Below are 23122 nucleotides of genomic sequence, written 5' to 3'. Positions count from 1 at the left end.
GTGCCTTTCCCCACCCCTGTAAACCGACCATTCGACACGATCGAGAGGCCCCCCGCCATGACCATTCTCCAGACCGTCGACGACCATCCACTGACGGACGACGGCGTCGACCTGTTCGCCCTGATGTGCCAGCGCCGCGGCTGGACCGACGAGTACCTCCGCGAGATCGAATCAGCTGAACACGACGAGCTCCTGGGCCTGGCCGAGATGGTCGAGGCCCTGGAAGACGCCCGGGCCGCCGGCCACAAGGTCACCATCGCCCCTGACTTCGACATGGACGGGATCTCCTCCGGTGTGCTCGGCTACGCCGGACTGTCAGAGCTCGGCTTCGACGTCGAGCTGCACGTGCCCGACTACCGCCGCGGCCACGACCTCACGCCCGAGGACATCGCAGAGATCGCAGCGACGTGGCCGGACACCAAGGTCCTGCTGACCTGCGACGGGGGAGTGAACTCCCACCGCGGGATCGCCGCCGCCCGGGCTCTGGGATGGAAGACCCTGGTCACCGACCACCACGAGGAGCTCGAACCCGGTTCGAGCGCCGACGTCACCGTCGACCCCTGTCGGATGGACGAGACCTACGCCAACACCGGCATCTGCGGCGCGCACGTGCTCTACCAGGTGTTGGAGGCCTATGCCCGCGTCCACCGGCCGGAGAAGCTCTGGGAGATCCGCCTGCTGCGCCTGTTCGCCGGCCTGGGCACCGTCTCCGACGTCATGCCCGTGCTGTACGAGAACCGGCAGCTGGTGCGCGACTCGCTGTCCATCGCACGGCTGCTGTACGCGCCCGCGCCGCGCACGGTCCCGACCCCCTGGGGCTTCGACCCGGACCCCGAGGCGATCGACGTCGGGCGGTCGACGCTGATGCAGCTGCTGCGCGTCGACCCGCACCACCCGGCCTTCGTCCGGGCCTTCGAGGGCTTCGCGGTCCTGCTGAAGGCCTTCGGCCAGGCAGGCAAGGTCCGCGACATCGACAGCATCGACGAGGGCTTCTACGGGTTCTACCTCGCGCCGGCGATGAACTCCCCGCGCCGCACGGGCGACCCGCTCGCACCGTGCTTCGGCGTGTTCACCGCGCCTGACCAGGACTTGATGCTCGAGGCGGCACACCAGGTCATCGCGACCAACGAGAGCCGCAAGGAGCTTGTCGAGGTCCACACCCAGGAGCTCGAGGAGGGTGATCAGCCGCTGGCCCCTTGGGTCTACTTCTCCGAGGCCTACCCGGGCATGTACGGTCTGCTCGCCAACCGGCTGATGGAGCGCCACGGCCACCCGGTCGTCGTGCTCAACCGTCCCGCCGGGCCGGATGACTACGTCGGGGGCTCCGGCCGGGCACCGTCGTGGTTCGGCATCATCGACACACTCGAGCACCAGGACGGCATGCGCGCCATCGGCCACCAGCAGGCCTGCGGCGTCAAGGTCGACCGGGCGGAACTGCTCGACGGTCTGGTCGAAGCATTGCGGGAGGCCACGCAGGTTGCCCTGCTGGCTGTCGTCCAGGATGAGCGCCGTGCCGACCTGGTCCTGGGCCCGGACCGGGACTGCGATGCTGGCCTGGACGACCTGGAGCCTCTGGTCGGCTTCGTCCGGCGTGTGGAAGCGCTGCGGCCCTTCGGCCACGGCTTCGTCGAGCCGGTGGTCGAAATCGCTGTCGAGCCACTCGGGCTGCGGGTGGACCGGATCGGTTCCGATACTGACTGCGGCCATGAGCGCACCGACGCCAACCTGATGACCAACGCCCGCGGCTACCGCGTGTGCCGCCTGTGCAAGAAGCACCTGCGGCTGGTCACCAGGTCCGGGCTGTCCTGCCTGTGGTGGAACGTCGCCGAGGAGAAGGAGCCGGAGATTTCGGCTCTGACGCGGTCGGCCAGCCGCACCGAGGTCGGAACGCTGCGTTTCATCGCGAAGCTGCAGCTGAACACCTTCCGCGGCGAGACCCGCGTCCAGGCCGTCATCGAAGAGCAGATCCCTGCGTCTGTCTGACCACGGAAAGGAGGCGGGGATGCCCGCTCCACCCATCAAGTCCCGGCTCGTCTCCATCGCGTGGTGTGTCCTCGTGCCCCTCGGCGTGCTCGCCGCCTACCTGGGACTTGGCCTTGCCGTAGTTTCCGAGGTCGGCGAGCCCGTCCTGGGTACGGCGGTGCTCGGAGGCCTGGTGGCGCTGCTCGTCAGCGCTGCCAGGCTCTTCCGGCCCCGGTGGTTCGCCAACGCGCCAACGGTCCGACCGATGTCCGGAACACCGCGCTTTACCCGAACGGTGCTTGGGTGCCTGGCTCTGGCGTTCTTCGCCGGCCAGTCCCTGGCCTTGTGGCTCTATACCCTTAGCGGCTCGGCGGGATTCGATGAATCGACCCGAGCCAAGACAGACGCCGGTCCCGTCGTGGCCCTCCTGCTCGCACTGGTGGCAGCGCCGGTGGCCGAGGAGATGCTTTTCCGCGGCCTGCTCTACCCGCTGCTGCGGCGCAGGGTCGGCATCGTCGCGGCGGTGCTCGTCACCGCCGCGGGCTTCAGCCTGCTGCACGCCAACGTCGTCCAGTTTGCTGCCACGCTGCCCCTGGCGGTGCTGCTGGCGCTGGTCTACGAACGCACCCGCGTCCTGTGGCCGTGCGTGCTGCTCCACCTGGCCTTCAACCTCGCGGCCGTCCTTGTCCCCGCCCAGCTGCTGGGCGCACTGGCGAACCCCGTCTCAGCGCTGCTGATGACCGCGGCGTTCCTCGCGTGCGCCCTGGCGGTGTACCGCATGGCGGCACCCGCGTGCGGGCCTGCACAAGACGACAGGGAGGCCGGCGGGGAAGAATGCAGGGAAAGCGAGCCACAGGCCGCATAGCGGCCGGGCTCAACGTGCAGGACTGACGCTGGTGCCCTCCGGGCGACCTTTCGGCCGTGGGCCGACGGTCGCTCCGGAGGGCCTGCTCTCGGGTGACCGGGGTGATCCGGTCACCGGGGGATTGGCTGAAGGATTTTCGTCAGCCAGACCTGAGAGGAGGTGGATCCACCATGGCCGTCGTCAACAAGTGCGCGTATGACGCGCAAGGCCGGCTCGTGCGCCCCAGCGGCAGCGAAGTGCGCCGCGCGCGGTTCGCCAGCGACTTAGACACCGGTGAGAGGCCGACCTTCGATCGAGGGTCCATGCACTTCTTCACCATGAGCACCAGCGGCGGCACGGCGGAGCAGGCGCGCGAACGCGCCCGCGAGATGCTCGCCCGCTTCTTCGAACGCGCCGAGTCCGTCGCTGGCTTCCGCAAGCTCGAGATGCGCCGGAGGCAGGGTGTGATGCCCTGCAACCGCAACGTCTCCATCACCTACGAGATCCTGTACGCCGTCGAGGACGGCCACCGGGTCCGTGCCCACATACCCGAGTCCCCCAATGCGGGATACCGGCGAGGCCGCAGCGCGGCCGCCTTCTAGGCGGCCGGCGCACCCTGGGCCTCGCACCAGCGTGAGCGCGCAGAAAGGCCGGAGAGCTCCCTTCCCACGGGGATGCTTCTCCGGCCTTTCTGTTTTCACGTTCCTGTGACAACAACGCCTGGTGACGGTTCCTGGCCCTAACACCAATGCCCACTCTATCAGTGTCGATTCATCATGTGCAATGCAGTTGGCATCCCATTCCGGCGGCCATTCGAAGGTCTGTCTCGGAATCACTCGGAATCACTCGGAAGCCCGGTCGACCAGGACGCCGGACCCATCGCGGTCGCTCCCGTCAGGGCCGTCAGGGCCTGATGCTCCGCTGCACGGGAGGACGCAGCGCCGAGGTGTACCACGTGTCGTGGTACACCTCCCGATCCCAGTGCTGGCCTGCTCAAACGGCGGGTCAGGCGACCGCGGCCGAGGGAGTCTGTACCACGTGCCCGAGCGGACGTGGTACGCCGTTTTGCCTTGGTAGATCAGCGTTTTCGGCAGGTGTACCACGAGTACCACCAGATTCCGAGCGTTTACATATGTGCGCGAAGGACGCCTCCGATCGGTCATCCAGCCAGTAAGAGCTCTTATCCCCATGCGCGTATATCTAGTCTTTATTTAGTGGTACAAGTGGTACAGGGGGTATATAAAGCCCGTCTCACCAGGGCAAACGCCTGTACCACGTGCAAATCTCCATGTGGTACACCCCGTTTGGAGAAGTCCTGAAATCCCCGACTGACCAGGGGAAACAGGTGTACCACGTCAAGTGGTACACCTTCCGATACCCATAGGGGGTATACCGGCTCGCTGCTGCAGCCGGATCCCAGCTCTGGAGGTTCCCGGCCGGCCGGTCGGAAGAACTCCCCGAACCCCGACCAGGGGGTCGGGCGGCTCACGCCGCCCGCGGGGGAGTGCTCGAGCACGAGAAGCCAGCGGCTCCGTGGGGCATACGCCCCCGGAGCCGCTGTTTCTCATTCCAGACCGCACGCTCTCGTCGTGTCGTCGTGGCCTCCGGGTCTCGCGCGCGACCCCTCCGAGCCCCACCCGGGACCTCTGCCGGACCATGAGTCGGCTATCAGTCGACTCGTTGCGAAAGACCATTCGGATGGCATAGAGTCGTGAGCACGTTCCTATTCGATTACGAGACCAATCGGCTTCCCACTCACTGCCGGCAGGTACTCGACGCGATCGAGAAAGACAGCAGCATGACGACTCCTGACGACCCAACGCCCGTCTTCGACGAGGACTTCGACACCCCCTCGACCAACCCTGTCGCCGACGCCTTCACCGAGGTCATGACGTACTTCGCCGACGGCGGCGACATCGCCCCGCAAAACGAAATAGTCACGCGCGCGACCGAGGTCTACCTCCAGCTGATCGACCCGTCGGACCCGCCGGCACCGCGCCTGCTCGAGAAGCAGCTGCTCGCGATCGTGAACGGCGTCTCCAAGGCCGAGAACAGCAAGACCAAGGTGGCTGCCGAGAAGCTGCCCCTGGCCCGGCACCTGACCTACTGGCAAGTGGCGCAAATCCTGTTGAGCCTGCACCACGTGATCCGCATCGCCCCCAGCGCCAAGGACACTGACCGCGAGTACGACCTGCTGGCGATGTACCAGGCCACCGGCCCGGGCCGCGGCACGTACACCACCAGCGAGGACGACATCCGCACCACGGCACGCCGTTACAACACGCAGCTGACACTCAAGGAGTTCGCCGAGGTCCTGGCAGTACTCCGCGAGGACAGCCCGCGCCGGCACCAGTGCAGCCACAGAGACCTCATCGCCGTGAACAACGGCGTGTTCCACTACGGCCGCGAGGCCCGGGACATCCATGAGGGCGGCAAGGCCTTCCACTTCGAACCCAAGTCGCTCGTACCCTTCGACCCGGCACTGGTGTTCCTGGCCAAGTGCCACATCGACTACGTCGAAGACCCGGACAACCCGGTGATCGTCCACCCTGTCGACGGCTCGGTCTGGGACATCGAGTCCTGGATCCACGAGCTCTCCGACGAGGAGGGTATCCCCGAGCTGCTCTGGGAGGTCATCGGCGCGATCATCCGGCCGCACGTCAGCTGGGGCAAGACTGCCTGGTTCTATTCAGAACAGGGCAACAACGGCAAGGGCACGCTGTGCTCGCTCATGCGCAACCTGTGCGGGCCACGCTCGCACACCTCGATCCCGCTGAGCGACTTCGGCAAGGACTTCGCGCTCGAGCCGCTCGTGCGCGCCAACGCGATCATCGTCGACGAGAACGACGTGGGCACCTTCATCGACAAAGCGGCCAACCTGAAGGCGATCGTCACCAACGACGTCATCCAGATCAACCGGAAGTACCGGATGCCGATCGCCTACCAGTTCTTCGGCTTCATGGTCCAGTGCCTCAACGAGTTCCCGCGCGTGAAGGACAAGTCCGAAAGCTTCTACCGCCGGCAGCTGTTCGTACCGTTCAACAAGAGCTTCACCGGCATGGAGCGCAAGTACATCAAGGACGATTACCTCCAGCGCCGCGAGGTCCTGGAGTACGCCCTCTGGTACGTGCTCAACCGCGCCGGCGCAGCCGACCCGGGCAACTACTACCAGCTCTCCGAGCCGGTGGCGACCAAGGACGTCCTGGCCGAGTACAAGGAGGCCAACGACCCCGTGCGCGCCTTCTGGGAAGAGTTCCGCGAGCGGCTGGTGTGGGACCTGGTGCCTTTCACCTTCACCTATGACCTCTACAAGGCCTGGTTCGCAGACGTCTCGCCCTCGGGGTCGCCGGTGAGCAACAAGCAGTTCATCACGGACCTGGTTGCGATCGTGCGGCCTGACCCGCTGTGGCACTGCCCGGACAAGAACAAGAAGATCCGCCCCGGCCAGATGATGGCCACCCCCGAGACGACCATCGCCGAGTACGAGCTGAAGAAGTGGATGAACCCGCACTACAGCGGCTCGGACCCGAAAAAGAAGTCGCAGCCGGTCCTTCAGGCCAACTACCGCGGCCTGCTCCGGCACACCGGTCCCGCCGCCCAGGTGGACGCCGACGACGAGGACACCACAGGAGAGGACTGATCCGACCATGCGCACAATCGCCAGGGCCATCACCGAGCTCGCCCGGGCGGTGACCGACCTCGCCAAGCAACAAGGCAGGGCGAGCACCGCGCTGGCCGATGTCGCCCGCGAACAGCGGATCACCAACCTGATCGTCCGCTCGCAGATCAGTGCCGACCCGGAGGAGAAGCGGCGGCTCGTGGCTGAGGCCTCCAGTCGGATGGACGCCCCGCGCCGCCGCTCTCCACACAACCCGATCGACTGAAGGACGGATGTGCAGGAGAGGGAGTCTCACCCGGAAAGGAATGCGCCGACTGCATCGGCCAGCGTGAGCACTTCGGCTACTCCCTGGTGGGAGGTCGATGGGTCCGCGGTGCCCGGCCGGTCCCCGCGCCCGTCACAAGGAAGAAGCGCCGCCTAAGGCCATCCGCGGCAGCAGCCGGCACCCCGACCAGATAACTGCATACCCCGGCCGTGACGGCCGGTGACGACCGAAAGGCCAGACCCATGACCACCCAGCGCACCCCCGTCACAGCTGAGACCGCGCTCTTCACGTTCTACGACATCGAATCGCTGTCGAACGTCTTCACGCTGTGCGCCTACACCCCGCGGCCGGGCCGCGCCGTCCACGACCTGGAGATCTTCTTCCTGGCCGACGACCCGGCGCTGGTCGCCTCCGTCGACCCCCAAGCCCTCTACGACACCGTGATCCGCTCCAACCCGGGGCTGCCCGCGGTCAGCGTCCAGCTTTGGAACCTCGGCGGCGAACGGGGCAGCCTCCGGCTCGCCGAACTGATGGGCCTCTCGAACGCCGACCAGGTGTGCAACCACTCCGACCCAGGCGGGTACCCCGCGGCGCTGCGTCCGGTCTGCGACACAGACCCCGAGTACGACCCGGCAGTGCATCCGTTCCTTGCTGGCTACAACTCAATGAACTATGACACGACTATGGTCGCGCTCTACCTCAACGAGGCGTTTCCGGCCCCGGGCAGCGGTCGGCCGTTTCAGCCGACCACGGCCCGTACTCTGCGCGACCACAACGACCAGCTCTTCTCGTCCCAGCACATCGAGTACATGCCTGGCTACCTCGGCTGGGACGGGGCGGCTGCGAAGATCCGCCGCGCCATGCTTCACTCGGGCCGGCACCTGGACGTGGCCCGGCTGAACGAACTGCAGTCCAAGGTCAGCCTCAAGCGCCTGCTCGGGATGCTCGGCCGCCAGATCAAGGAATCCGAGAAGCTCAGCCATGACACGAGCATCGAGGCGGTAGAGGATCTCTATGAGCTGCTGGCCTACAACGTCTCGGACTGCCTTGGTCTGGCCCAGCTGTTCCGGCACCCGGCGTACGCGAGCAACTTCGATCTCAAGGCCGCTCTGCTCGCCCAGTTCACCGAAACGGTGTTCACCAATAACGGTGCGGTGCGCAAGGACCGGCTGGCAGTCGACTCCTCATCGGCAAAGTTCGTGGGCCGCATCCTCGCACCCTACGCCTCACTGGATGACATCGAGGCGGTGTCCTTCGTATATCCGCACCCCGAGGTCGCTAAAGAACGCGGGATCGAGCCGGTCAACGTGCTCGACGAGTGTGTGCGCTTCTTCGAGGAGAACGTCGCGCCCGACCCGGCCACCCACTCCGAAGTGACTGCAGCCCAGCGCGAGGCCCACCGGCAGTTCCTGCAAGTCGTGGCGTACTACCGCTCGATCGAGGGGCAGAACTTCAACGACTCCGAGGAGTACCGCGACAAGTTCAGCCTTCCGGCCCGGTCTCTGCGCGATGTGCCCAAGACCCCGAACAACGTGCCGTATTTCCGGGCGGACGCCTCGCCGTCGTCCTGCTTCGCCACGTTCTCCACCGGCGGCATCCATGGGGCCGAAGCCGACCTGTCGGTGTTCAACGCCGAGAAGGTCGAGCACAACGATCAGACCATGATGCTCATCCGGGCAGCGCAGGCCTTCCCGGACGCAAAGGACTTCGTGGCCGAGGCCAAGCGTCAGCACGCCATGCTCCGCCTGCCCGACGGCACCTTCGTCGACAAGCGGCTGGTCCTGCTGGGTTCGGACCCGGAGAAGGTCAAGTACCGCAAGCCGAAGAAGGACGACCCTGACCAGGCCGGGCAGCTCGCCCGCGCCCAGGCCCAGGTGCCTGACCCGGCGGACCTGTTGACCACCCAGCGGCCCGAGGCGGAGGCGCTGAACGTCGTCCTGCCCGACGGCGGTGTCCTGGAAGGCAAGGTGGTACTCGCCAACAGCACGGCCACCAATGCCGCCTACCGCGATGAGCCGGCCAAGAAGAAGCCGGAGCTGTTCATCGCCAAGGAAGACGGCTCCGACAAGTTGCACCCGAAGTTCGCACGTACCTCGGCTGGCCTGGTGATCCACGAGGACTTCACCAGCTACTACCCGAACCTGCTGCGCAACATGCGGGCGTTCTGGAACCCCGAGCTGGGTGAGGACCGCTACGCGAAGATCTTCTTCGACAAAGAGCGCTACGGCAAGGAGATCAAGGGGCTGAAGAAGCAGCTGGCGCAGCTTCCGGGCGACAGCCCTGAAGCTGCGCGGATGAAGGCTCAGATCGCCGGGCTCGGCGTGCTGCGCAACGGCACGAAGCTGATCCTCAACTCGGCCTCGGGCGCAGGCGACGCAAGTCACCGGACGCCGATCCGGATGAACAACCGCATCATCTCGATGCGCATCCTTGGCCAGCTGTTCAGCTGGCGGATCGGACAGGCCCAGACGCTGGCCGGGGCGCGGATCATCTCCACCAACACCGACGGCCTCTACTCGGTCGTCGGCGGCGAGAACGGATTCGACGAAGCGACCAACAACCGGGTGCTCGCCGAGCAGCAGGAGGCCATCGGCGTCGACATCGAACCTGAGCTGATGTTCCTCATCAGCAAGGACTCGAACAACCGCCTGGAGCTGGAGGCCCCGGAACCGGGGCGGTCCGTGGCAGACAGTCCGATCATCGCCGCCGGTGGCGGCACGCTGGCCTGCCACGCGGGCCCGACTCCGACGAAGTCGCTGGCCCACCCGGCCGTGATCGACTTCGCCCTGGCCCGCTACCTGCAGACGGTGGCGAGCAGGGGGGAGTCGGCGATCGCGGAGCCCTTCGACCTGATGCTGGGCCGGAAGGTGATCGAGGAGGCGGTCCTGGAGGACGACCCGATCCGGTCGCTCCTGTTGTTCCAGAACGTCATCGCGGCCTCCCGCGGCTCGATCACCTACCCCTTCTCGGCTGCGCCCATCGACCCCGCCGTGGGTGTGAAGTTCAGCGAGCAGGGTCACGTGACCAACGTCCGCGACCCACAGGTGCTGCAGATGGTCAACCGGGTGTTCATCGTCCGCGAGGGCACCGAGAACGCCCGGAGCCTGCTCAACGCCGGTGCCTGGAAGGTCACCGCGGCCAGCCAGGCCAAGCGCCGCGAGGAGGACATCGGCCGGACCAAGCGCGACCCGGTCGCGCTGGAGGTGCTGCGCCATCACGGCTGGGCCCGCTCCCGCGCCGAGGCCAGCATGTCGGACGGGCTCGCCGTGCTCCCAGACGACCAGGACGTCGTGGTGCGGCGTATTAACGCCATCGACCCAACCTGGTCGATGGTCGTCGTCAACGACGACCTGCACCAGCTGCCGGCCGACCGGATCGAGCGGCTCATCGCCTCGCTGGACCTGGACACCTACGTCCGGATGCTCGAGGAGACGTTCACCAAGAACTGGATGAACGAGGCCGTCTGAGCCGATCCACCACAACCCGCACAAGGGGGCCGCGCACGCCGCGGCCCCCTTGTTCAACTCTGCGCACCATTGCGAATGGTTCCGCACAGATCATTCACTTCGAGTCATAATTGAGTAAGAAAGGCAATTCGGACTCGACGCGACACGACCACGAGAGGCCATCATGTCCCAGTCAACACTCCCTGTCCGCTCCACTGACCCGGAGACCTCCTACGCCGCCGCCGTGAAGGCCGCGCTCGGCGCATCCCGCGTCCGTCCCATCGTGCTCGACATCGTCCGCGAGAAGGGCCCGCTCACCCACGACGAGCTCATCGCCGCTTACCACGACCGCGTCGTCACCAGCCTCGGCGAGGTGCCGCGCTCCTCGGACTCCGGCATCCGCACCCGGCTCAAGGAGCTCGCCCACCAGGGCCTGGTGACCGTCGCCGACATCGACGGCTTCTCCAACTACGGCAATGCGGCCAAGCGCTGGGTCGTGGTCGACCCTGACGACCCGAGCTTCGTCTACGACCCGGACGCCATCGCTGCCTACATCGACGACGAGGACATCGTCGGCTTCGGGCACTTCCTTGACGGCGACGCCTCCGACGCTGCCGGGACCGACGAGGACTGAGCCCCCATGCCGAGGAAGAAGAACCAGCGGGAGAAGGCCGTCGAGCAGTACCTGCTCACGCAGTGCCGCCGGCACGGTCTGTTCTGCCTGAAGTTTGTGTCCCCGGCCCGCGGGGGCGTCCCCGACCGAATCGTCCTCACGCCCACCGGCACGGTCTTCGTCGAGGTCAAGCGACCCGGCGGAGACCTCGAGAAGCGCCAGCACGTCATGCACGCCAAGATGCGCCGTTTCGGTGCCGAGATCCACGTCGTGGATGACGAGCAGGCCGTCGACGCCTTCATCACCCACGTGCTCGGTTACCGCCGGATCGAGAGCCAGCAGAAAGCAGCATCATGACCGCAACAGCCACGGCCGCGGGCCCGGAGACAACCGCCCGCGACTACGAAACGAAAGACTCGGGATCACGCAGGGTCACCGCCTCCGGCATGCAGCGCGAGGTGAAGACAGGCCAGCCCCGCTTCGACCTGCTCGTACCCCTTCAGGTGCCCTACCAGGACCAGCTGCTCACAAGGACGGCCGCGCTCGTGGAGCGTGGAGCGCGCAAGTACGACTCGCGCGACTGGGAGCAGGCCAGCACTGCCGCAGAGATGGAGGAGTTCCGCGCCAGCGCCTTCCGCCACTTCATGCAGTGGATGTGCCGCGAAGACGATGAGGACCACGCGGCTGCCGTGGTGTTCAACCTCCTGGCCGCGGAAAGCACCCGGACGGTGATCGCCCGCGGTGACGCCGGAACCCCGGAGGCCGCCCGATGAGCGGCCGCGTCACCAAGGGCAACGGCCAGGCAACCTCGGCCTTCCGCCAGCTCACCCGGGCCGACCTGGGCACCTTCGATCGCGAGGCCACGGAGCTCGTGCTCGAAGCGATGCGGGCCGGCTGCGTTGGGCGTGTCTCGTCCCGGGGCCACGCCATTCTGCGCAACAACGCCGGCGGATCCGTCTCGGTGCCGCGCAACATGACCTCACCCAACCGCACGGCGCAGAACGCCCGTGCCGACATGAAACGGCTGCTCGGCGGGCACCGGGCCGACCATGCAGTATCCGCCGCAGACCGCAGGCCACGCGGGAAACGGCAGATGACCGTCGCGGTGGCCTTCGTTGAGCACCCAGCCGCCTTCTCCCGCTGGTTCGACGCCCAGCCCGAGGGCCTGCCTGCGGACCAGCTCATCGAGGTCTCGTTCGACGGGGCCGGGGAGCCGGCCTTCCAGGCCGTGCCCGTCGACGCGCCCGCACAGCCCGATGCACCGGAACAAGACCAGCCGGGGCCCGCGACGGCCCGGCCCACCCGCCGCCGGGGACACCTGATGATCGCGCCCGAGCCCGGGCAGGAAGCAGAGGACGACATGACCGCCGAGGCCAAGGAAGATCTGCCGCTTGCGACACGCATACCCGATTCGGCCGTCGGGGATGCCTCTGCCGAAGCGGTGCTTGAGCGCGTACGCACCGCACTGGGTGAAGACCCGCGTGTCACCGCCCTGCAGCGCAGGATCGTCGGGCTGGAGGCAGAGCTCGCCGCCCAGACACGCCGGGCCGATGACGCCGAGGTCCGCATGGGCCTTATCCGCGAGGCATTCCATGCCTGATCCCGACTACCGACAACCCACGAGAGGAGGCCGCACACCATGACCACGACCATCGCACCACCGCAGCCGTCACCCGCGCCCATCGTGCTCAAGCCCTACCAGCAGCAGATCCACGACTTCCTCGTCAGCCGCCCCTTCGCCGGAGCCTGGCTTGGTGTCGGAGCCGGGAAGACGCTTTCGACCCTCAGCGTCCTGCAGACAGTCCGGCCGATGGGCCACATCCTCGTCGTCGCACCGATCGCGATCGCACGCTCGACCTGGCTCGACGAGATCGACAAATGGGGATTCCCGATCCGAACCAAGTCGCTCATCGTCAACGAGAACGACCGGAAGCTGCCCAAGGAGAAGCGCCTGGAACGCTTTCGGGAAGTCTTCTCCGACCCGCCGACGATGTACTTCGTCAACCAGGAGTTGCTGACCCAGCCCTCCCAGGGTGCGCGTCTGCTCCAGCTGACCGGCGAGCCCACCGGCGATGCCATCGCCGCCGGGATCTCACCGGAGGCCGTGCGGCTGCGCGGGCTCATCGAGACGATCGGACCAATGGCCCAGGAGCAGCTGATCGGACACTTCCTGCAGCTGGCTGCCGGGCAGTCCGGAACCAAAGCCCCCACCAAGACCGCTGTCAAGGAGGCGATCAGCGAGCTCGTCACCCGCGGTGCGCTGGAGCGCGAGAGCCACGACTGTCGCAGCTGCGGCGGCGACGGCTGCGCGCAGTGCCGCTACGGCCTGGTCGACCAGATGCCGATCCAGTCCATCAACGGACAGGACACCCTCATCTGGCCGTTTCAGACGGTAATCATCGACGAGTCGCAGGGCTTCAAGTCCCACAGCAGCGCCCGGTTCAAGGCCTTGAAAGCGGTCCGCCCGGCCATCACGCGGCTCATCGAGCTGACCGGCACGCCGAGCCCGAACGGGCTGCACGACCTGTGGAGCCAGATCTACCTGCTCGACCAGGGCGAGGCCCTGGGCCCGACCATCACGGAGTTCCGCAACCGGTGGTTCATCCCGAAGATGGTGCCTGGCACCACCACCCCGGCGAAGTGGATCCCGACCCCGAACGCCGAGGCCGAGATCCATGAGGCCATCAGGCACCTGGTGATGAGCGCGCAGAACACCAACCTCAACCTGTCGGGCCTGACGATCCAGGACGCCAACGTCACCCTCCCGCCGGACCTCATGCAGGCCTACAAGGAGTTCAGGCGCGACCTCGTGCTCGACGTCGTGAAGACCTACCAGGACGAGGACGGCAAGCTCACCCAGAGCGTTGAGTCGATCGTCGCCGAGAACCAGGCGGTCCTCACCAGCAAACTGATGCAGTTCGCCTCGGGGACGCTCTACACGGCCGACCCGGAGGACCCGGCGACCAAGGGCCAGTACGAGGTTATCCACGACAAGAAGCTCGAAATGGCCGAGTACCTGGTGCGCAACAGCGGGGGAGACCCCGTGCTGGTCGCGTACCACTTCCGCTCTGACCTGGAGCAGCTGATGGCGCGCTTCAAGAAGGCGGGCATCGACGCGCAGGTCTTTGACGGCTCGCGGGAGATGGTCCGCCGGTGGAACGCCAAGCAGATCCAGGTGATGCTGCTGCACCCCGCGGCGGCCGGCCACGGCCTGAACCTGCAGGACGGCGGCTCGACGATGATCTGGTACACGCTGCCGTTCTCGCTCGAGCACTACCTGCAGACCAACGGCCGTCTCTACCGCACGGGGCAGACCAAGCCCGTGGTGATCCACCGGATTATCACCAAGGGCACTCAGGACGAGCGGATGCCCGGAGTCCTGGCAGAGAAGCAGCAGGTCCAGGACGACCTCATCTCGGCTGTGTCCGGCGAGGAGGCGATCCTCGTCGCCCTCGAGGAGGAGATCCAGGACGACCTCAACGACCTGTGGGTCTCCGAACGGGTCTGACCAACCCATTCCGACGCCGCGGAGCGCCAGCCACACGCCGGCGCTCCGCGGCGCACCACCCCGACCCCAGTGCCACCCGGCCCGAGGAGGACTGATCCATGAATGACCCGAAGCACCAGGCCTGGCCCGACGGAGCGCGCGTGCGCTTCACCGCCGAGGCCAGGGAAGCCATGCAGGCGCGGCCCGGAACGAAGCCGCTGCGCGCACCGGCCCTCGGGCCGAACACGGACTACACGATCGACAACACCGACGACGGCCTGCACGACGTCGTGCTGCGCGAGACCGGGGAACGCTACGGCGTGCTCTGGCTCCAGAGCGCAGAGCACGAACCCGTCGACCCCGACGTCGCGCTGCTCGAGGAGCTCTTCGACCGCGAGCTGCCGGCCAGCTTCGACCCCGCCCGGGGGACAAGGAGCGTCACTCGCCATCACGGAGCAGGGATGGCCACAGCCGGAGCCCGGCCCGCCACGACCGTAGTTCCGCGCGGCAACTGGATGCAGACCTACACGGGTCGCCGGTTCTACCCGCTGGACCCGCGGCCCGAGGACGTGGACATCGCCGACATCGCACACGCGCTGTCCATGCAGTGCCGCTACAACGGCCACGTCCGCCGGTTCATGTCCGTCGCCGAGCACTGCGTACTCCTCTCGCGACTCGTCGCCCCGGAGCATGCGCTCTGGGCGTTGCTGCACGACGCGACAGAGGCATACGTGGGCGACATGGTCCGCCCGCTGAAGCTTCACATGCCGGAGTACTGGGCCGTCGAGGACGGCGTCATGGTCGCCATCGCCCAGAAGTTCAGTATCGACCCCGCCATGCCCGCCGAGGTGAAGCACGCCGACTCGCGGATCCTGCTCGACGAGCGCGCGGCGCTGCTGGGCGAGCCGGCGGGGGACTGGGAGGTTCCAGGTCAGCCCTTCGGGATCGAGATCCAGGCCTGGAGCCCGGATGCTGCCGAGCTCGAGTACCGCCTGCGCTTCGCCGAGCTGACTGGAGACCCGGCCGGTCTGCCCGTCGGGCTGTGCGGAGACCGGGAGGACCACCTGCCCCACACCCACCGCAGCGCCTCGCTTGGCGGGCTCTGGTGCTCCGCTGACCAGGACTCCCGCCTCCCCTGGGCCGCCGAACGTCGGCAGACCCAACCCGGAAACGCAGGAGAACAGCCCCATGGCTGAGACCAGGATGACCGGGACGGAACGCATCGCAGCTGGTTCATGACCGACCGGTGACCGGCACCCTGCGGGTGCTGGTCACCGGAGGGCACAGCGTCGGGGTCGGCAGGGCCGACCCGGGTGCCGGGGCAGTGATGTCGGGGGTCGGGTCCCGGCCCGGTCCCCCCTCATTGCCACGACACCACAACGAGAAGGAGCGAGTCCCATGGCTGAGCAGCCCATCTACCGGCTCCCGCCTGCGGGCTGGTCGGACTTCGGCGCACACATAGACCAGCCGGAGGTCCGCCTCGAGTTCTCGGCCGAGACCGGCGAGGACGGGATGCCGCTCTGGGAGCGGCCCATCGACATCCGTCACGACGACCAGGAGGTCTCGCCATGAAGGCGTACAGCACGCAGACCGAACGCACCTACGATTCCTGGGAGGACCTGGTGGCCGAGGAGGCCAACGGCTACGGCGTCGTGGTGATGATGCAGGCCGAGAGCCTGAAGTCCGCCAGCCCCCAGACCTACTCGCGCCTGATTGGGCCGTTCGACGACCAGAAGAAGGCCCGGAACAAGGCCGCAGCCGTTCGCCGCGCCTGGAAACGCGCCAAGGACCGCGACCCCCGTATCCAGCTGCTGGGCGTCTCGGTCGAGCCCATCTGGCCCGACCTGCGCTTCGGCACCAGGAACTGAGACCTAATTCCACAACCAGCGCCACGGGCGCGCTGTCGGGGCCGACGCTCCGCAGACCATCAACGACACGACCGACGAGGACATCCGCCATGACCATGACGACCACCGCCCGCCCCGCACCTCCACGCCTGCAGGACCCGCTCGACGCCGTGATGCGCAGCTGCCTGCGCGATGACGCAGTCTGGGCCGAGGTCACCACCACGCCGGCCGGCCTCAACCAAACCGAGCACTGGCTGAAGACCACCGCCTCAAGCATCGACCAGCAGCTCTCATTCCGCCAGGACGACGCCGAGATCTGGCGGCTGTCCCCGCTGGATCACAGCACACAGCTGATCGAGTTCCTCGAGTGGCGCAAGGGCGCGCTCTACCTCAAGAGCCTCTGCGAGAAGCGCCTCATCGACATCAAGCGCCTGCGGACCGCCGACGAGGAGCGCGCCGAGGAGATGAAGGTCCTGCTGGTCCGCCTGGCGCAAGCCGTCGTCGCCCACGAGGGCGAGCTGATCGGAGACGAGGACCTGTACGGAGCCCTCGACCGGATCTCGCTCCCCGGCGCGGACGCGCCGACCCTGCGGGAGTACCTCCAGTTCCGCGACGGCTCGAAGGACTGACCCAGACCACACGACCGCAGCCTCGCCGCGGCCGGGTCCCTGTGGGACGGCGGCGCGACGGGGCTCCTCGATCCCGGGCCAAGCGGCCCGGCGGAAAGAACCGCATGACGCCCCAGACCACCACGACCACCGCAGAAGAGCTCGTCCCTGAGATCGAGCAGACCCTGCTCGATTCGCGGGCGGACCGTGCCCTGCACGAACGCCGTGGGGTGCACGAGCACTCCGAGCAGACGGAGCTGAGCGACCACGAGCGCACCGTGATGCTCGACGTCACCCTGGCGCTGCTCATCCGGCATCGGCTGCCCATCGACGCCGACCGCGCCGCGAAGGCGGTGGCCGCCGCGCAGACCGCCGATGCCCGCACGTGGGCGGCTGGCTGCGCCCGCCACATCGCCCGCGTGGCGGAGGAGAAGAACCCATGAGCCGAAAGCGCAGGCAGCACTACTCCACCGAGGGCTTCCGGCCGTCGGCGAATCCCGAACAGGCGCACTGGATGCGGGAACTCCGCAAGTCCAGTGCGACGCAGCGGCACACCCCCAAGCCCCGCAAGGGCACCCGCCGCGAGCGGGAGCGACAGGCGATCCGCGACCAGCAGCGACACCGAGGAGACCACCCATGACCGACAACAACCGAGGGCCCGCAACCGGAATCGCGCTCGACGCAGAGTCACTGCGCGCCGAGCTGCGGGAGGCCCCGGAGGCCCACGGCCTCGATCCGGAGCAGGCGGCGGAGATCGCAGCGCTCCCGGACGGACAGATCAACAGCTGGATACACGAGCTCGCCGCGCGCGACGACGCCTTCTGGGCGCTTTACGACGGGCTCCGCCGGCGCACCATCGCCCATCTCGCCGAGATGCACAGCACAGCCAAGGACGTGAAGCCGTGAACGCGCCCCTGCCCGACTGGTGGGTCGACGCGACGCCGGACGGCAAGTGCGCCAAGCACCCCGGCAAGCACGAGGTCTACGTCTACGGCCAGCAGCGCGCAGACGGCATGGCGTGCATCGGGTGCAGCTGGCAGCACAGCACGGTCATGTCGACACCAGCAGCCATCGCCCGGCACGACGCCGACCAACACCTCGAGCACGACCACGGGCTCTGGGTGCCCATCGATCGCGGCCCCCTCGCGGGCACCTGCCCGTGCGGGAAGCCCGGGCTGTACGCCGACTCAGTGCTGCGGACCAAGGTCCGCGCAGTCCTCCAGCAGGCGCAGCCGTGGAGCCCGACACCGGACCAGCTGGCGGACCTGCTCGTCGGCGCGCTCGTGCCCGACCACGGCATCCTCGTGGCCTTTACGGCCGAGCAGCAGACCGAGTCCGACTGGGAGCTGGGCTACAGCGCCTCGTACACCGACCTCGCTGCCCCCGAGGTGCTCGGCCACCGCCTGAGCGAGCGGGAGCTCGCCGAGCTGTACTTCCAGATCGAGGCCATGGGTGGACTCGGCGAGTCCGAGGCCTACCGCGACCTGGACAAGGCCGTCGAGCGCCTCGGCGAGGAACCCGCCCGGCAGCTGCGCGAGCGTGTGGCCCAGCCCGGGCTGTTCGACCTGGAGCCCGACGTCTGAGAGCCAGGGCCTCCACACCACAACGACCCCCAGCAGGGGAGAGAAGGAAACCAAGTCCCATGACCCCCACCACGATCGGCGACCTGCCCCGGACCGCCCACACCGCGCCGAAAATCACCATCTACGGGCCGGCGGAGTGCCCCAACTGCGACAAGGCCAAGAGCCTGTTCGATCGGCAGCAGCCCGCGATGCAGTACACCAAAATCGACATCGAGCAGGGCGATGAAAACCACCGCCACATCACCGAAGACCTCGGATATGCCCAGGCACCCGTGATCGTCGTCAAGCTGGCCTCCGGCCGCACCGTCCACTGGGGCGGGCACCGCCAGGACATGCTCACCGCCCTCGTCCGGCTGTGCACCAAGGGCATCGTCCCGGAGGACCGGAAGGCGGCGTCCTGATGGCAGCGGCGCAGCAGCGCCTCGGCCTCAGCATCACCGCCCGGCAGGCCGACATCCTGCTCGATACGCTCGTCGACAAATCCGTCGAGACGGACCACTACCTGCTGTCCTATCCCAAGGACGAACCCGACAAGACCGACACCTGCTGCGACGCGCACCTGGCCCGGTTCGAGCAGCGCGCACTCCAGCGCAAGGCGCTGCTCGAACGGAAAGCAGAGGTACAGCACCTCATCGCGCTCATCGAGGCGATCCGGCCGGCGTTCGAGGCCTCCGAGTCCTCCCCGGTAAGCACCACGGCCGTGGACCTGTCCGGCGTGACGCTCGTCTACCGGGACACGGCAGGCAAGACGCACGAGCAGCCGCTGGCCGACATCGGATCCGCCGGGACCCTCATCGACCCCGACACCGGAGACGACCTCGAGCTCATCGCCGCGCTGGTCGCAGCAGACCCCACCCGAACCAAAACCCAGGGAGCAACCCCATGAGCCTGCACATCGACAGCCTTGCCGACCTCGTCCGCGGAGCTGTGTCCGGCGGCGACACCACCCGGGAAGACTTCGAGCGTGCGCTCGACCAGGTCTTCCCCCGGGATCAGCTCGACCCGTTTGAGGGCACCGGCAGCGAGGAGTACCTCGTCGGATGGACGATCGACCAGGATGCTGCATCGCCCGCTGAGGCCGCCAGCAAGGTCTGGCGGGAGGTCTTCCAGCGCGGACCATGGCAGCCCAGTGCTGACGAGGGCTGCGTCTTCACGGTCTCTCGTGAGGGCCAGCGTGTCGAGATTGACCTCAGCGACGAACACTTCGCGCACCTTTTCAGTGACTAAAAGGAACAGCGGGAGCAGCGCGCGGCGCAGCCGCCCCGGAGTACAGGACGGAAGCCTCGCGCACAGAGCCCCGGAGGAATGGGATCCTCCGGGGCTCTGTGCCCGCACACCCCGAGAACGAAGTACCGACACACGCACGACAACTTCTAGGAGGAGCCACGGTGCTCGCACAGCAGAACACCCGCCTCCCGGCCGCACCGTCATGAGCGGTGAGGACCCCGACGAGAAGTGGCGCAGGGATGCCCTGTGCGCAGAAACAGACCCCGACGCGTTCTTCCCGGAGAAGGGCGGCAACACCACCGACGCCAAGAAGGTCTGTGCCCAGTGCGGGGTGCGCGCACAGTGCCTGGATTACGCGTTGAGCGCCGACGAGCGCTTCGGCATCTGGGGCGGACTCAGCACCGCCGAACGCGACCGCCTTATCAAGACTTCACCGGTGGCACACCGTAGCGCCGCCCAGGCGCAAAAGCAGGAACGCGACACCCTCATCGTCGCGATGGCCGGCAGAGGGATCGACCCCCGGACCATCGCCGACATGGCCGAGGTCACCGACCGCACCGTCTACCGGGTGCTCGCCCGGCACAAGGAGCGGGGGGACGCCGTCTCCGCCTGAGCGCAGCACCGTCAATTGAAAGGACCGCCATGCCACTGTTCCCGCGCCGCTTCAGGCAGCAGAACCTGCTGCCCGGGGACGCCTATCCCCCTGAACGGACTACAGGCGCGCCCATGCCGGCCAGGAAACGCGCCGCCATTGACCGCAAGCTCCGCCGGATGGTGAAACAGCATCGGCTCCCGGCCGAGCCGGGAGAGTACCTCGACGCAACGGGCGACCGCTGGACGCTCGACGCCCAAGGCGGCTGGACCGACGCCGGCGGCGTACACCGCGACGCCCGGTACGCGCCGATCATCGCCTTGTTCGTCCACAACTCCGGCCCGTTCACGCGCATCGAGAGCTGATGGCCACCCCCGCCGCAAAAGGAGCAACCATGCACCCCCGCATCGAAGACAGCCACCTCGACCCCGGACTCCTGCCGACCGTCAATCCACAGCAGCGCACCGACACCCAGCTCGTCGAGCCGGTGCTCCGGGCCATCCACGCCGCCGTCGCGGACTGCAGCGTGACCGCCGCCCAGGTCTTCGCCGGCCGGATCCACACGCGCAAGAACGAGGAGTGCACGACAGCGTTCGGCCGGCCGCCCAGCGTCGGTCACGCATCTGACGGTGACGACTTCTACTTGCAGATCGGCGTCCGGGTGCCCTCGTACGCAGCCGCACCGGTGCTCGAAGCGATCCACGCCGTCGAGGCCATGTCGGACGCGCAGGCGCTGCGCGAGGCGCGTGCCCGGCTCGCCGAGGCCAGGGCGCGCACCGCCGCGGCACAGAGCGAAGAAGCCCGGGTCGAGGCCGAGATCGCCCGCCTCGAACCAAACAAGGAGTAGACCATGAGTGCCATCCAACCCCTGGCCGCCCGCATGCGGCCCACCTCCCTCGACCAGATCGTGGGCCAGGAGCACCTGGTCTTTCCCGGCTCGCCGCTCGAGCTGCTCGCCCAGGGCGAGGGTGCGACCTCGGTCCTGCTCTGGGGTCCGCCCGGCGTCGGCAAGACCACCATCGCCTCGGTGATCGCCCGCCAGACCAGCCGCCGCTTCGTCGAGCTCTCTGCGACCAGCGCCGGCGTAGCCGATGTCCGCAAAACGCTCGCCGGAGCCCAGAAGGCCCTCGACGACGACCTCCAGACGCTCGTGTTCATTGACGAGATCCACCGCTTCTCCAAGGCGCAGCAGGACGTCCTCCTGCCCGCCGTGGAGGCCGGGGTCATCTCGCTCATCGGCGCGACCACCGAGAACCCGAGCTTCTCGGTCAACTCGGCACTGGTCTCGCGCTCAATCCTGCTGGTCCTACGCCCTGTGGAGGACGGCGAGGTCGTGAACCTGCTCTCGCGTGCCCTAGAGGAGGACCCGGTCCTCTCAGCCACCGGGATCGGGTTCGCCGACCCCGCGCTGCAGATCATTGCAGGGCTGTCCAGCGGCGACGTCCGCCAGGCGCTGAACCGGCTGGAGACCGCTGTCGCAACTGCGCAGGCCGCAGGCAAGAGCGTCGTCGACCGCGAGGTGCTGGAGCAGGTCACCGGCGCTGCGCTGCAGCGTTACGACCGCGATGGCGACCAGCACTACGACGTCGTCAGCGCATTCATCAAGAGCATGAGAGGCAGCGACCCGGATGCGGCCCTGCACTGGCTGGCCCGGATGATCGAGGCGGGGGAGGACCCGAGGTTCATCGCACGGCGCTTGGTGGTGCACGCCTCCGAGGACGTCGGCATGGCCGACCCCTCGGTGCTGGGCATCGCAGTGGCCGCCGCCCAGGCAGTCCAGCTGATCGGTATGCCCGAGGCGCGGCTCAACCTCGCTCAGGCAACGGTCGCAATCGCCACGGCCCCCAAGTCGCCGGCCGTCATCCGCGGCATCGACCAAGCGCTGGAAGACGTCCGGCGCGGCCGGACCGGGAGCGTGCCAGTGCACCTGCGCGACGCGCACTACCCGGGCGCGAAGGGCCTCGGGCACGGAGAAGGCTACTTCTACCCTCACGACTTCGAACACGGAGTTGTCTTGCAGCAATACCTACCCGATGCCGTCCGCGGCACACAGTATTACCGTCCTACCGGCAATGGCTTCGAACAAACAATCGCCAGACGGTTGGCTGCGATCGATCAGATGACCGTGGAGGACAGGAACCCCCTCGACTAGATCGCGGACCAGAGGTAGAACCGTGGCCGCATCATCCTGGATCGTCGCTGCATGGAAAATCACCAGCAAAGTCGTCGGCTTCCACAAGACCTACGAGAGGGGATGAGCATGATCAACGACAACACTGAACGCGCGAGGCAGACCCCGGAGTCCGACAAGCCCAGGACTGTGGACGACCGACTCTCAGCAGATCTTGGTATCGACGTCGCCGCCGTCGAAGCGCAGGCACGGTTGCATCTCGACCTGCTGCGCATGCAGCGCCGCGAGCCCGGCGAACTAGGCTACGTGCTCATCGACCGGGAGTTCCATCCCCGCACAGCTGTCGTCTTCGCATCTCCCACAGAAGCCCGCAGCGCGCTGGAAGGCCACCCTTTGATCGATGCCCTCTGTGAGGAGGACAGCGTCGATGCACGGGTCCCGGATCCGGCCGTTCTCTCCGACCTCGCCTCCCGCGAAGTCATTTTGCCCTGATCGCACGGAATCGCGAAGGAATGGAAACATGACCAACACCGGTATCTTCACCCAATCAGCAGCTTCAGTCCTGCAGGACGTCGAAGAGTTCTACTTCGGTGGCGCGCTTCCCTGGTACCACGGGAGCAAGCTGACAGAGGACGGCTTGCACGTGAGCATCACACTTGACGATCCAGAGTCTGATGACGAGTCCAAGACCAAGGACTACGAGCTGTCGGCCGCCCAAATCAAGGAAGCCTTTCGAAAGGCCAAGCAGAAGGGGTACCACCTCTGCTGCTCTGCCGCCATCGAGTCCGAACAGCTCGGATTCGGCTGCGTCCAAGACCTTGACATCATCCTTCAGACCGCTTGCTACGGCGAGCTGGTCTTCGGCTGACGCCGCACCGGCTCGACTTCACCAGTGGAA

The 23122-nt window shown here is 67.3% G+C and carries 28 protein-coding genes; all 28 read left to right on the top strand.

The features are described 5' to 3' along the window. Positions 1–57 precede the first annotated feature (57 nt). The 28 genes from QRN42_RS04720 (at position 58) to QRN42_RS04585 (ending at position 23092) form a co-directional block, all read left to right on the top strand. Positions 58–1983: a DHH family phosphoesterase gene (locus tag QRN42_RS04720; RefSeq protein ID WP_284975269.1), complete on the top strand. Its 1926-nt coding sequence runs from the start codon at positions 58–60 to the stop codon at positions 1981–1983. Positions 1984–2002: 19 nt separating this feature from the next. Then, a complete protein-coding gene (locus tag QRN42_RS04715) occupies positions 2003–2827 on the top strand; it encodes a CPBP family intramembrane glutamic endopeptidase (protein ID WP_284975270.1) in 825 nt (274 codons plus the stop codon). Between the two features lie 170 nt (positions 2828–2997). Next, positions 2998–3408 carry a hypothetical protein gene (locus QRN42_RS04710; protein WP_133830766.1) on the top strand — a complete coding sequence of 137 codons (411 nt, stop codon included), beginning with the start codon at positions 2998–3000 and terminating at the stop codon, positions 3406–3408. A 1109-nt stretch (positions 3409–4517) separates the two neighbouring features. Then, the gene (locus tag QRN42_RS04705; protein WP_208294363.1) at positions 4518–6446 is read left to right on the top strand and encodes a DNA primase family protein; all 1929 of its coding nucleotides are present in this window, start codon (positions 4518–4520) and stop codon (positions 6444–6446) included. Positions 6447–6453: 7 nt separating this feature from the next. Further along, positions 6454–6690: a hypothetical protein gene (locus tag QRN42_RS04700; RefSeq protein ID WP_133830765.1), complete on the top strand. Its 237-nt coding sequence runs from the start codon at positions 6454–6456 to the stop codon at positions 6688–6690. Between the two features lie 242 nt (positions 6691–6932). Next, positions 6933–10157 carry a hypothetical protein gene (locus QRN42_RS04695; RefSeq protein WP_284975271.1) on the top strand — a complete coding sequence of 1075 codons (3225 nt, stop codon included), beginning with the start codon at positions 6933–6935 and terminating at the stop codon, positions 10155–10157. A gap of 163 nt (positions 10158–10320) precedes the next feature. Then, positions 10321–10770 (top strand): hypothetical protein, encoded by a 450-nt coding sequence (locus QRN42_RS04690; RefSeq protein ID WP_133830763.1) that lies wholly within the window; start codon positions 10321–10323, stop codon positions 10768–10770. Between the two features lie 6 nt (positions 10771–10776). After that, complete coding sequence (locus QRN42_RS04685; RefSeq protein ID WP_133830762.1) at positions 10777–11106, top strand: VRR-NUC domain-containing protein; 330 nt, start codon at positions 10777–10779, stop codon at positions 11104–11106. Beyond that, complete coding sequence (locus QRN42_RS04680) at positions 11103–11522, top strand: dATP/dGTP diphosphohydrolase domain-containing protein (protein WP_133830761.1); 420 nt, start codon at positions 11103–11105, stop codon at positions 11520–11522. The genes QRN42_RS04685 and QRN42_RS04680 overlap by 4 nt, the downstream gene beginning before the upstream one ends. After that, a complete protein-coding gene (locus QRN42_RS04675; protein WP_284975272.1) occupies positions 11519–12349 on the top strand; it encodes a hypothetical protein in 831 nt (276 codons plus the stop codon). Before QRN42_RS04680 ends, QRN42_RS04675 begins: the two co-directional genes overlap by 4 nt. Before the next feature lie 39 nt (positions 12350–12388). After that, complete coding sequence (locus QRN42_RS04670; protein ID WP_133830759.1) at positions 12389–14257, top strand: SNF2-related protein; 1869 nt, start codon at positions 12389–12391, stop codon at positions 14255–14257. 98 nt (positions 14258–14355) lie between these two features. After that, complete coding sequence (locus QRN42_RS04665; RefSeq protein ID WP_284975273.1) at positions 14356–15432, top strand: HD domain-containing protein; 1077 nt, start codon at positions 14356–14358, stop codon at positions 15430–15432. Between the two features lie 202 nt (positions 15433–15634). Then, positions 15635–15808: a hypothetical protein gene (locus tag QRN42_RS04660; protein ID WP_156400143.1), complete on the top strand. Its 174-nt coding sequence runs from the start codon at positions 15635–15637 to the stop codon at positions 15806–15808. Then, positions 15805–16104 (top strand): hypothetical protein, encoded by a 300-nt coding sequence (locus QRN42_RS04655; RefSeq protein WP_071416427.1) that lies wholly within the window; start codon positions 15805–15807, stop codon positions 16102–16104. The genes QRN42_RS04660 and QRN42_RS04655 overlap by 4 nt, the downstream gene beginning before the upstream one ends. 89 nt (positions 16105–16193) lie before the next feature. Continuing rightward, positions 16194–16712: a hypothetical protein gene (locus QRN42_RS04650; protein ID WP_056387540.1), complete on the top strand. Its 519-nt coding sequence runs from the start codon at positions 16194–16196 to the stop codon at positions 16710–16712. Positions 16713–16816: 104 nt separating this feature from the next. Then, complete coding sequence (locus QRN42_RS04645) at positions 16817–17134, top strand: hypothetical protein (protein ID WP_056387538.1); 318 nt, start codon at positions 16817–16819, stop codon at positions 17132–17134. Beyond that, entirely contained in the window at positions 17131–17331 is a 201-nt protein-coding gene (locus tag QRN42_RS04640; protein ID WP_056387535.1) for a hypothetical protein, read from the top strand. The genes QRN42_RS04645 and QRN42_RS04640 overlap by 4 nt, the downstream gene beginning before the upstream one ends. Beyond that, positions 17328–17597 carry a hypothetical protein gene (locus tag QRN42_RS04635; RefSeq protein ID WP_056387532.1) on the top strand — a complete coding sequence of 90 codons (270 nt, stop codon included), beginning with the start codon at positions 17328–17330 and terminating at the stop codon, positions 17595–17597. Before QRN42_RS04640 ends, QRN42_RS04635 begins: the two co-directional genes overlap by 4 nt. After that, the gene (locus QRN42_RS04630; protein WP_284975274.1) at positions 17594–18274 is read left to right on the top strand and encodes a hypothetical protein; all 681 of its coding nucleotides are present in this window, start codon (positions 17594–17596) and stop codon (positions 18272–18274) included. The genes QRN42_RS04635 and QRN42_RS04630 overlap by 4 nt, the downstream gene beginning before the upstream one ends. Before the next feature lie 59 nt (positions 18275–18333). Continuing rightward, on the top strand, positions 18334–18675 hold the full coding sequence (locus tag QRN42_RS04625; protein ID WP_056387525.1) for a glutaredoxin family protein: 342 nt from the start codon (positions 18334–18336) through the stop codon (positions 18673–18675). After that, positions 18630–19160 carry a hypothetical protein gene (locus QRN42_RS04620; RefSeq protein WP_156783997.1) on the top strand — a complete coding sequence of 177 codons (531 nt, stop codon included), beginning with the start codon at positions 18630–18632 and terminating at the stop codon, positions 19158–19160. The genes QRN42_RS04625 and QRN42_RS04620 overlap by 46 nt, the downstream gene beginning before the upstream one ends. Next, positions 19157–19501 (top strand): hypothetical protein, encoded by a 345-nt coding sequence (locus QRN42_RS04615; RefSeq protein WP_071416432.1) that lies wholly within the window; start codon positions 19157–19159, stop codon positions 19499–19501. The genes QRN42_RS04620 and QRN42_RS04615 overlap by 4 nt, the downstream gene beginning before the upstream one ends. Before the next feature lie 202 nt (positions 19502–19703). After that, complete coding sequence (locus tag QRN42_RS17985) at positions 19704–20114, top strand: WhiB family transcriptional regulator (protein WP_133830756.1); 411 nt, start codon at positions 19704–19706, stop codon at positions 20112–20114. Between the two features lie 29 nt (positions 20115–20143). Then, positions 20144–20458 carry a hypothetical protein gene (locus QRN42_RS04605; RefSeq protein ID WP_133830755.1) on the top strand — a complete coding sequence of 105 codons (315 nt, stop codon included), beginning with the start codon at positions 20144–20146 and terminating at the stop codon, positions 20456–20458. Between the two features lie 29 nt (positions 20459–20487). After that, the gene (locus QRN42_RS04600) at positions 20488–20940 is read left to right on the top strand and encodes a hypothetical protein (protein WP_133830754.1); all 453 of its coding nucleotides are present in this window, start codon (positions 20488–20490) and stop codon (positions 20938–20940) included. A gap of 3 nt (positions 20941–20943) precedes the next feature. After that, on the top strand, positions 20944–22245 hold the full coding sequence (locus tag QRN42_RS04595) for a replication-associated recombination protein A (protein ID WP_133830753.1): 1302 nt from the start codon (positions 20944–20946) through the stop codon (positions 22243–22245). Between the two features lie 108 nt (positions 22246–22353). Next, positions 22354–22716: a hypothetical protein gene (locus QRN42_RS04590; protein WP_056387508.1), complete on the top strand. Its 363-nt coding sequence runs from the start codon at positions 22354–22356 to the stop codon at positions 22714–22716. A 28-nt stretch (positions 22717–22744) separates the two neighbouring features. Next, positions 22745–23092: a hypothetical protein gene (locus QRN42_RS04585; RefSeq protein WP_133830752.1), complete on the top strand. Its 348-nt coding sequence runs from the start codon at positions 22745–22747 to the stop codon at positions 23090–23092. Positions 23093–23122: the final 30 nt, after the last annotated feature.

Source organism: Arthrobacter sp. fls2-241-R2A-200, assembly GCF_030209745.1.
GTDB lineage: Bacteria > Actinomycetota > Actinomycetes > Actinomycetales > Micrococcaceae > Arthrobacter.
The sequence above is the reverse complement of the archived record's forward strand: the minus strand, read 5'-3'. Positions and strand labels throughout refer to the sequence as shown.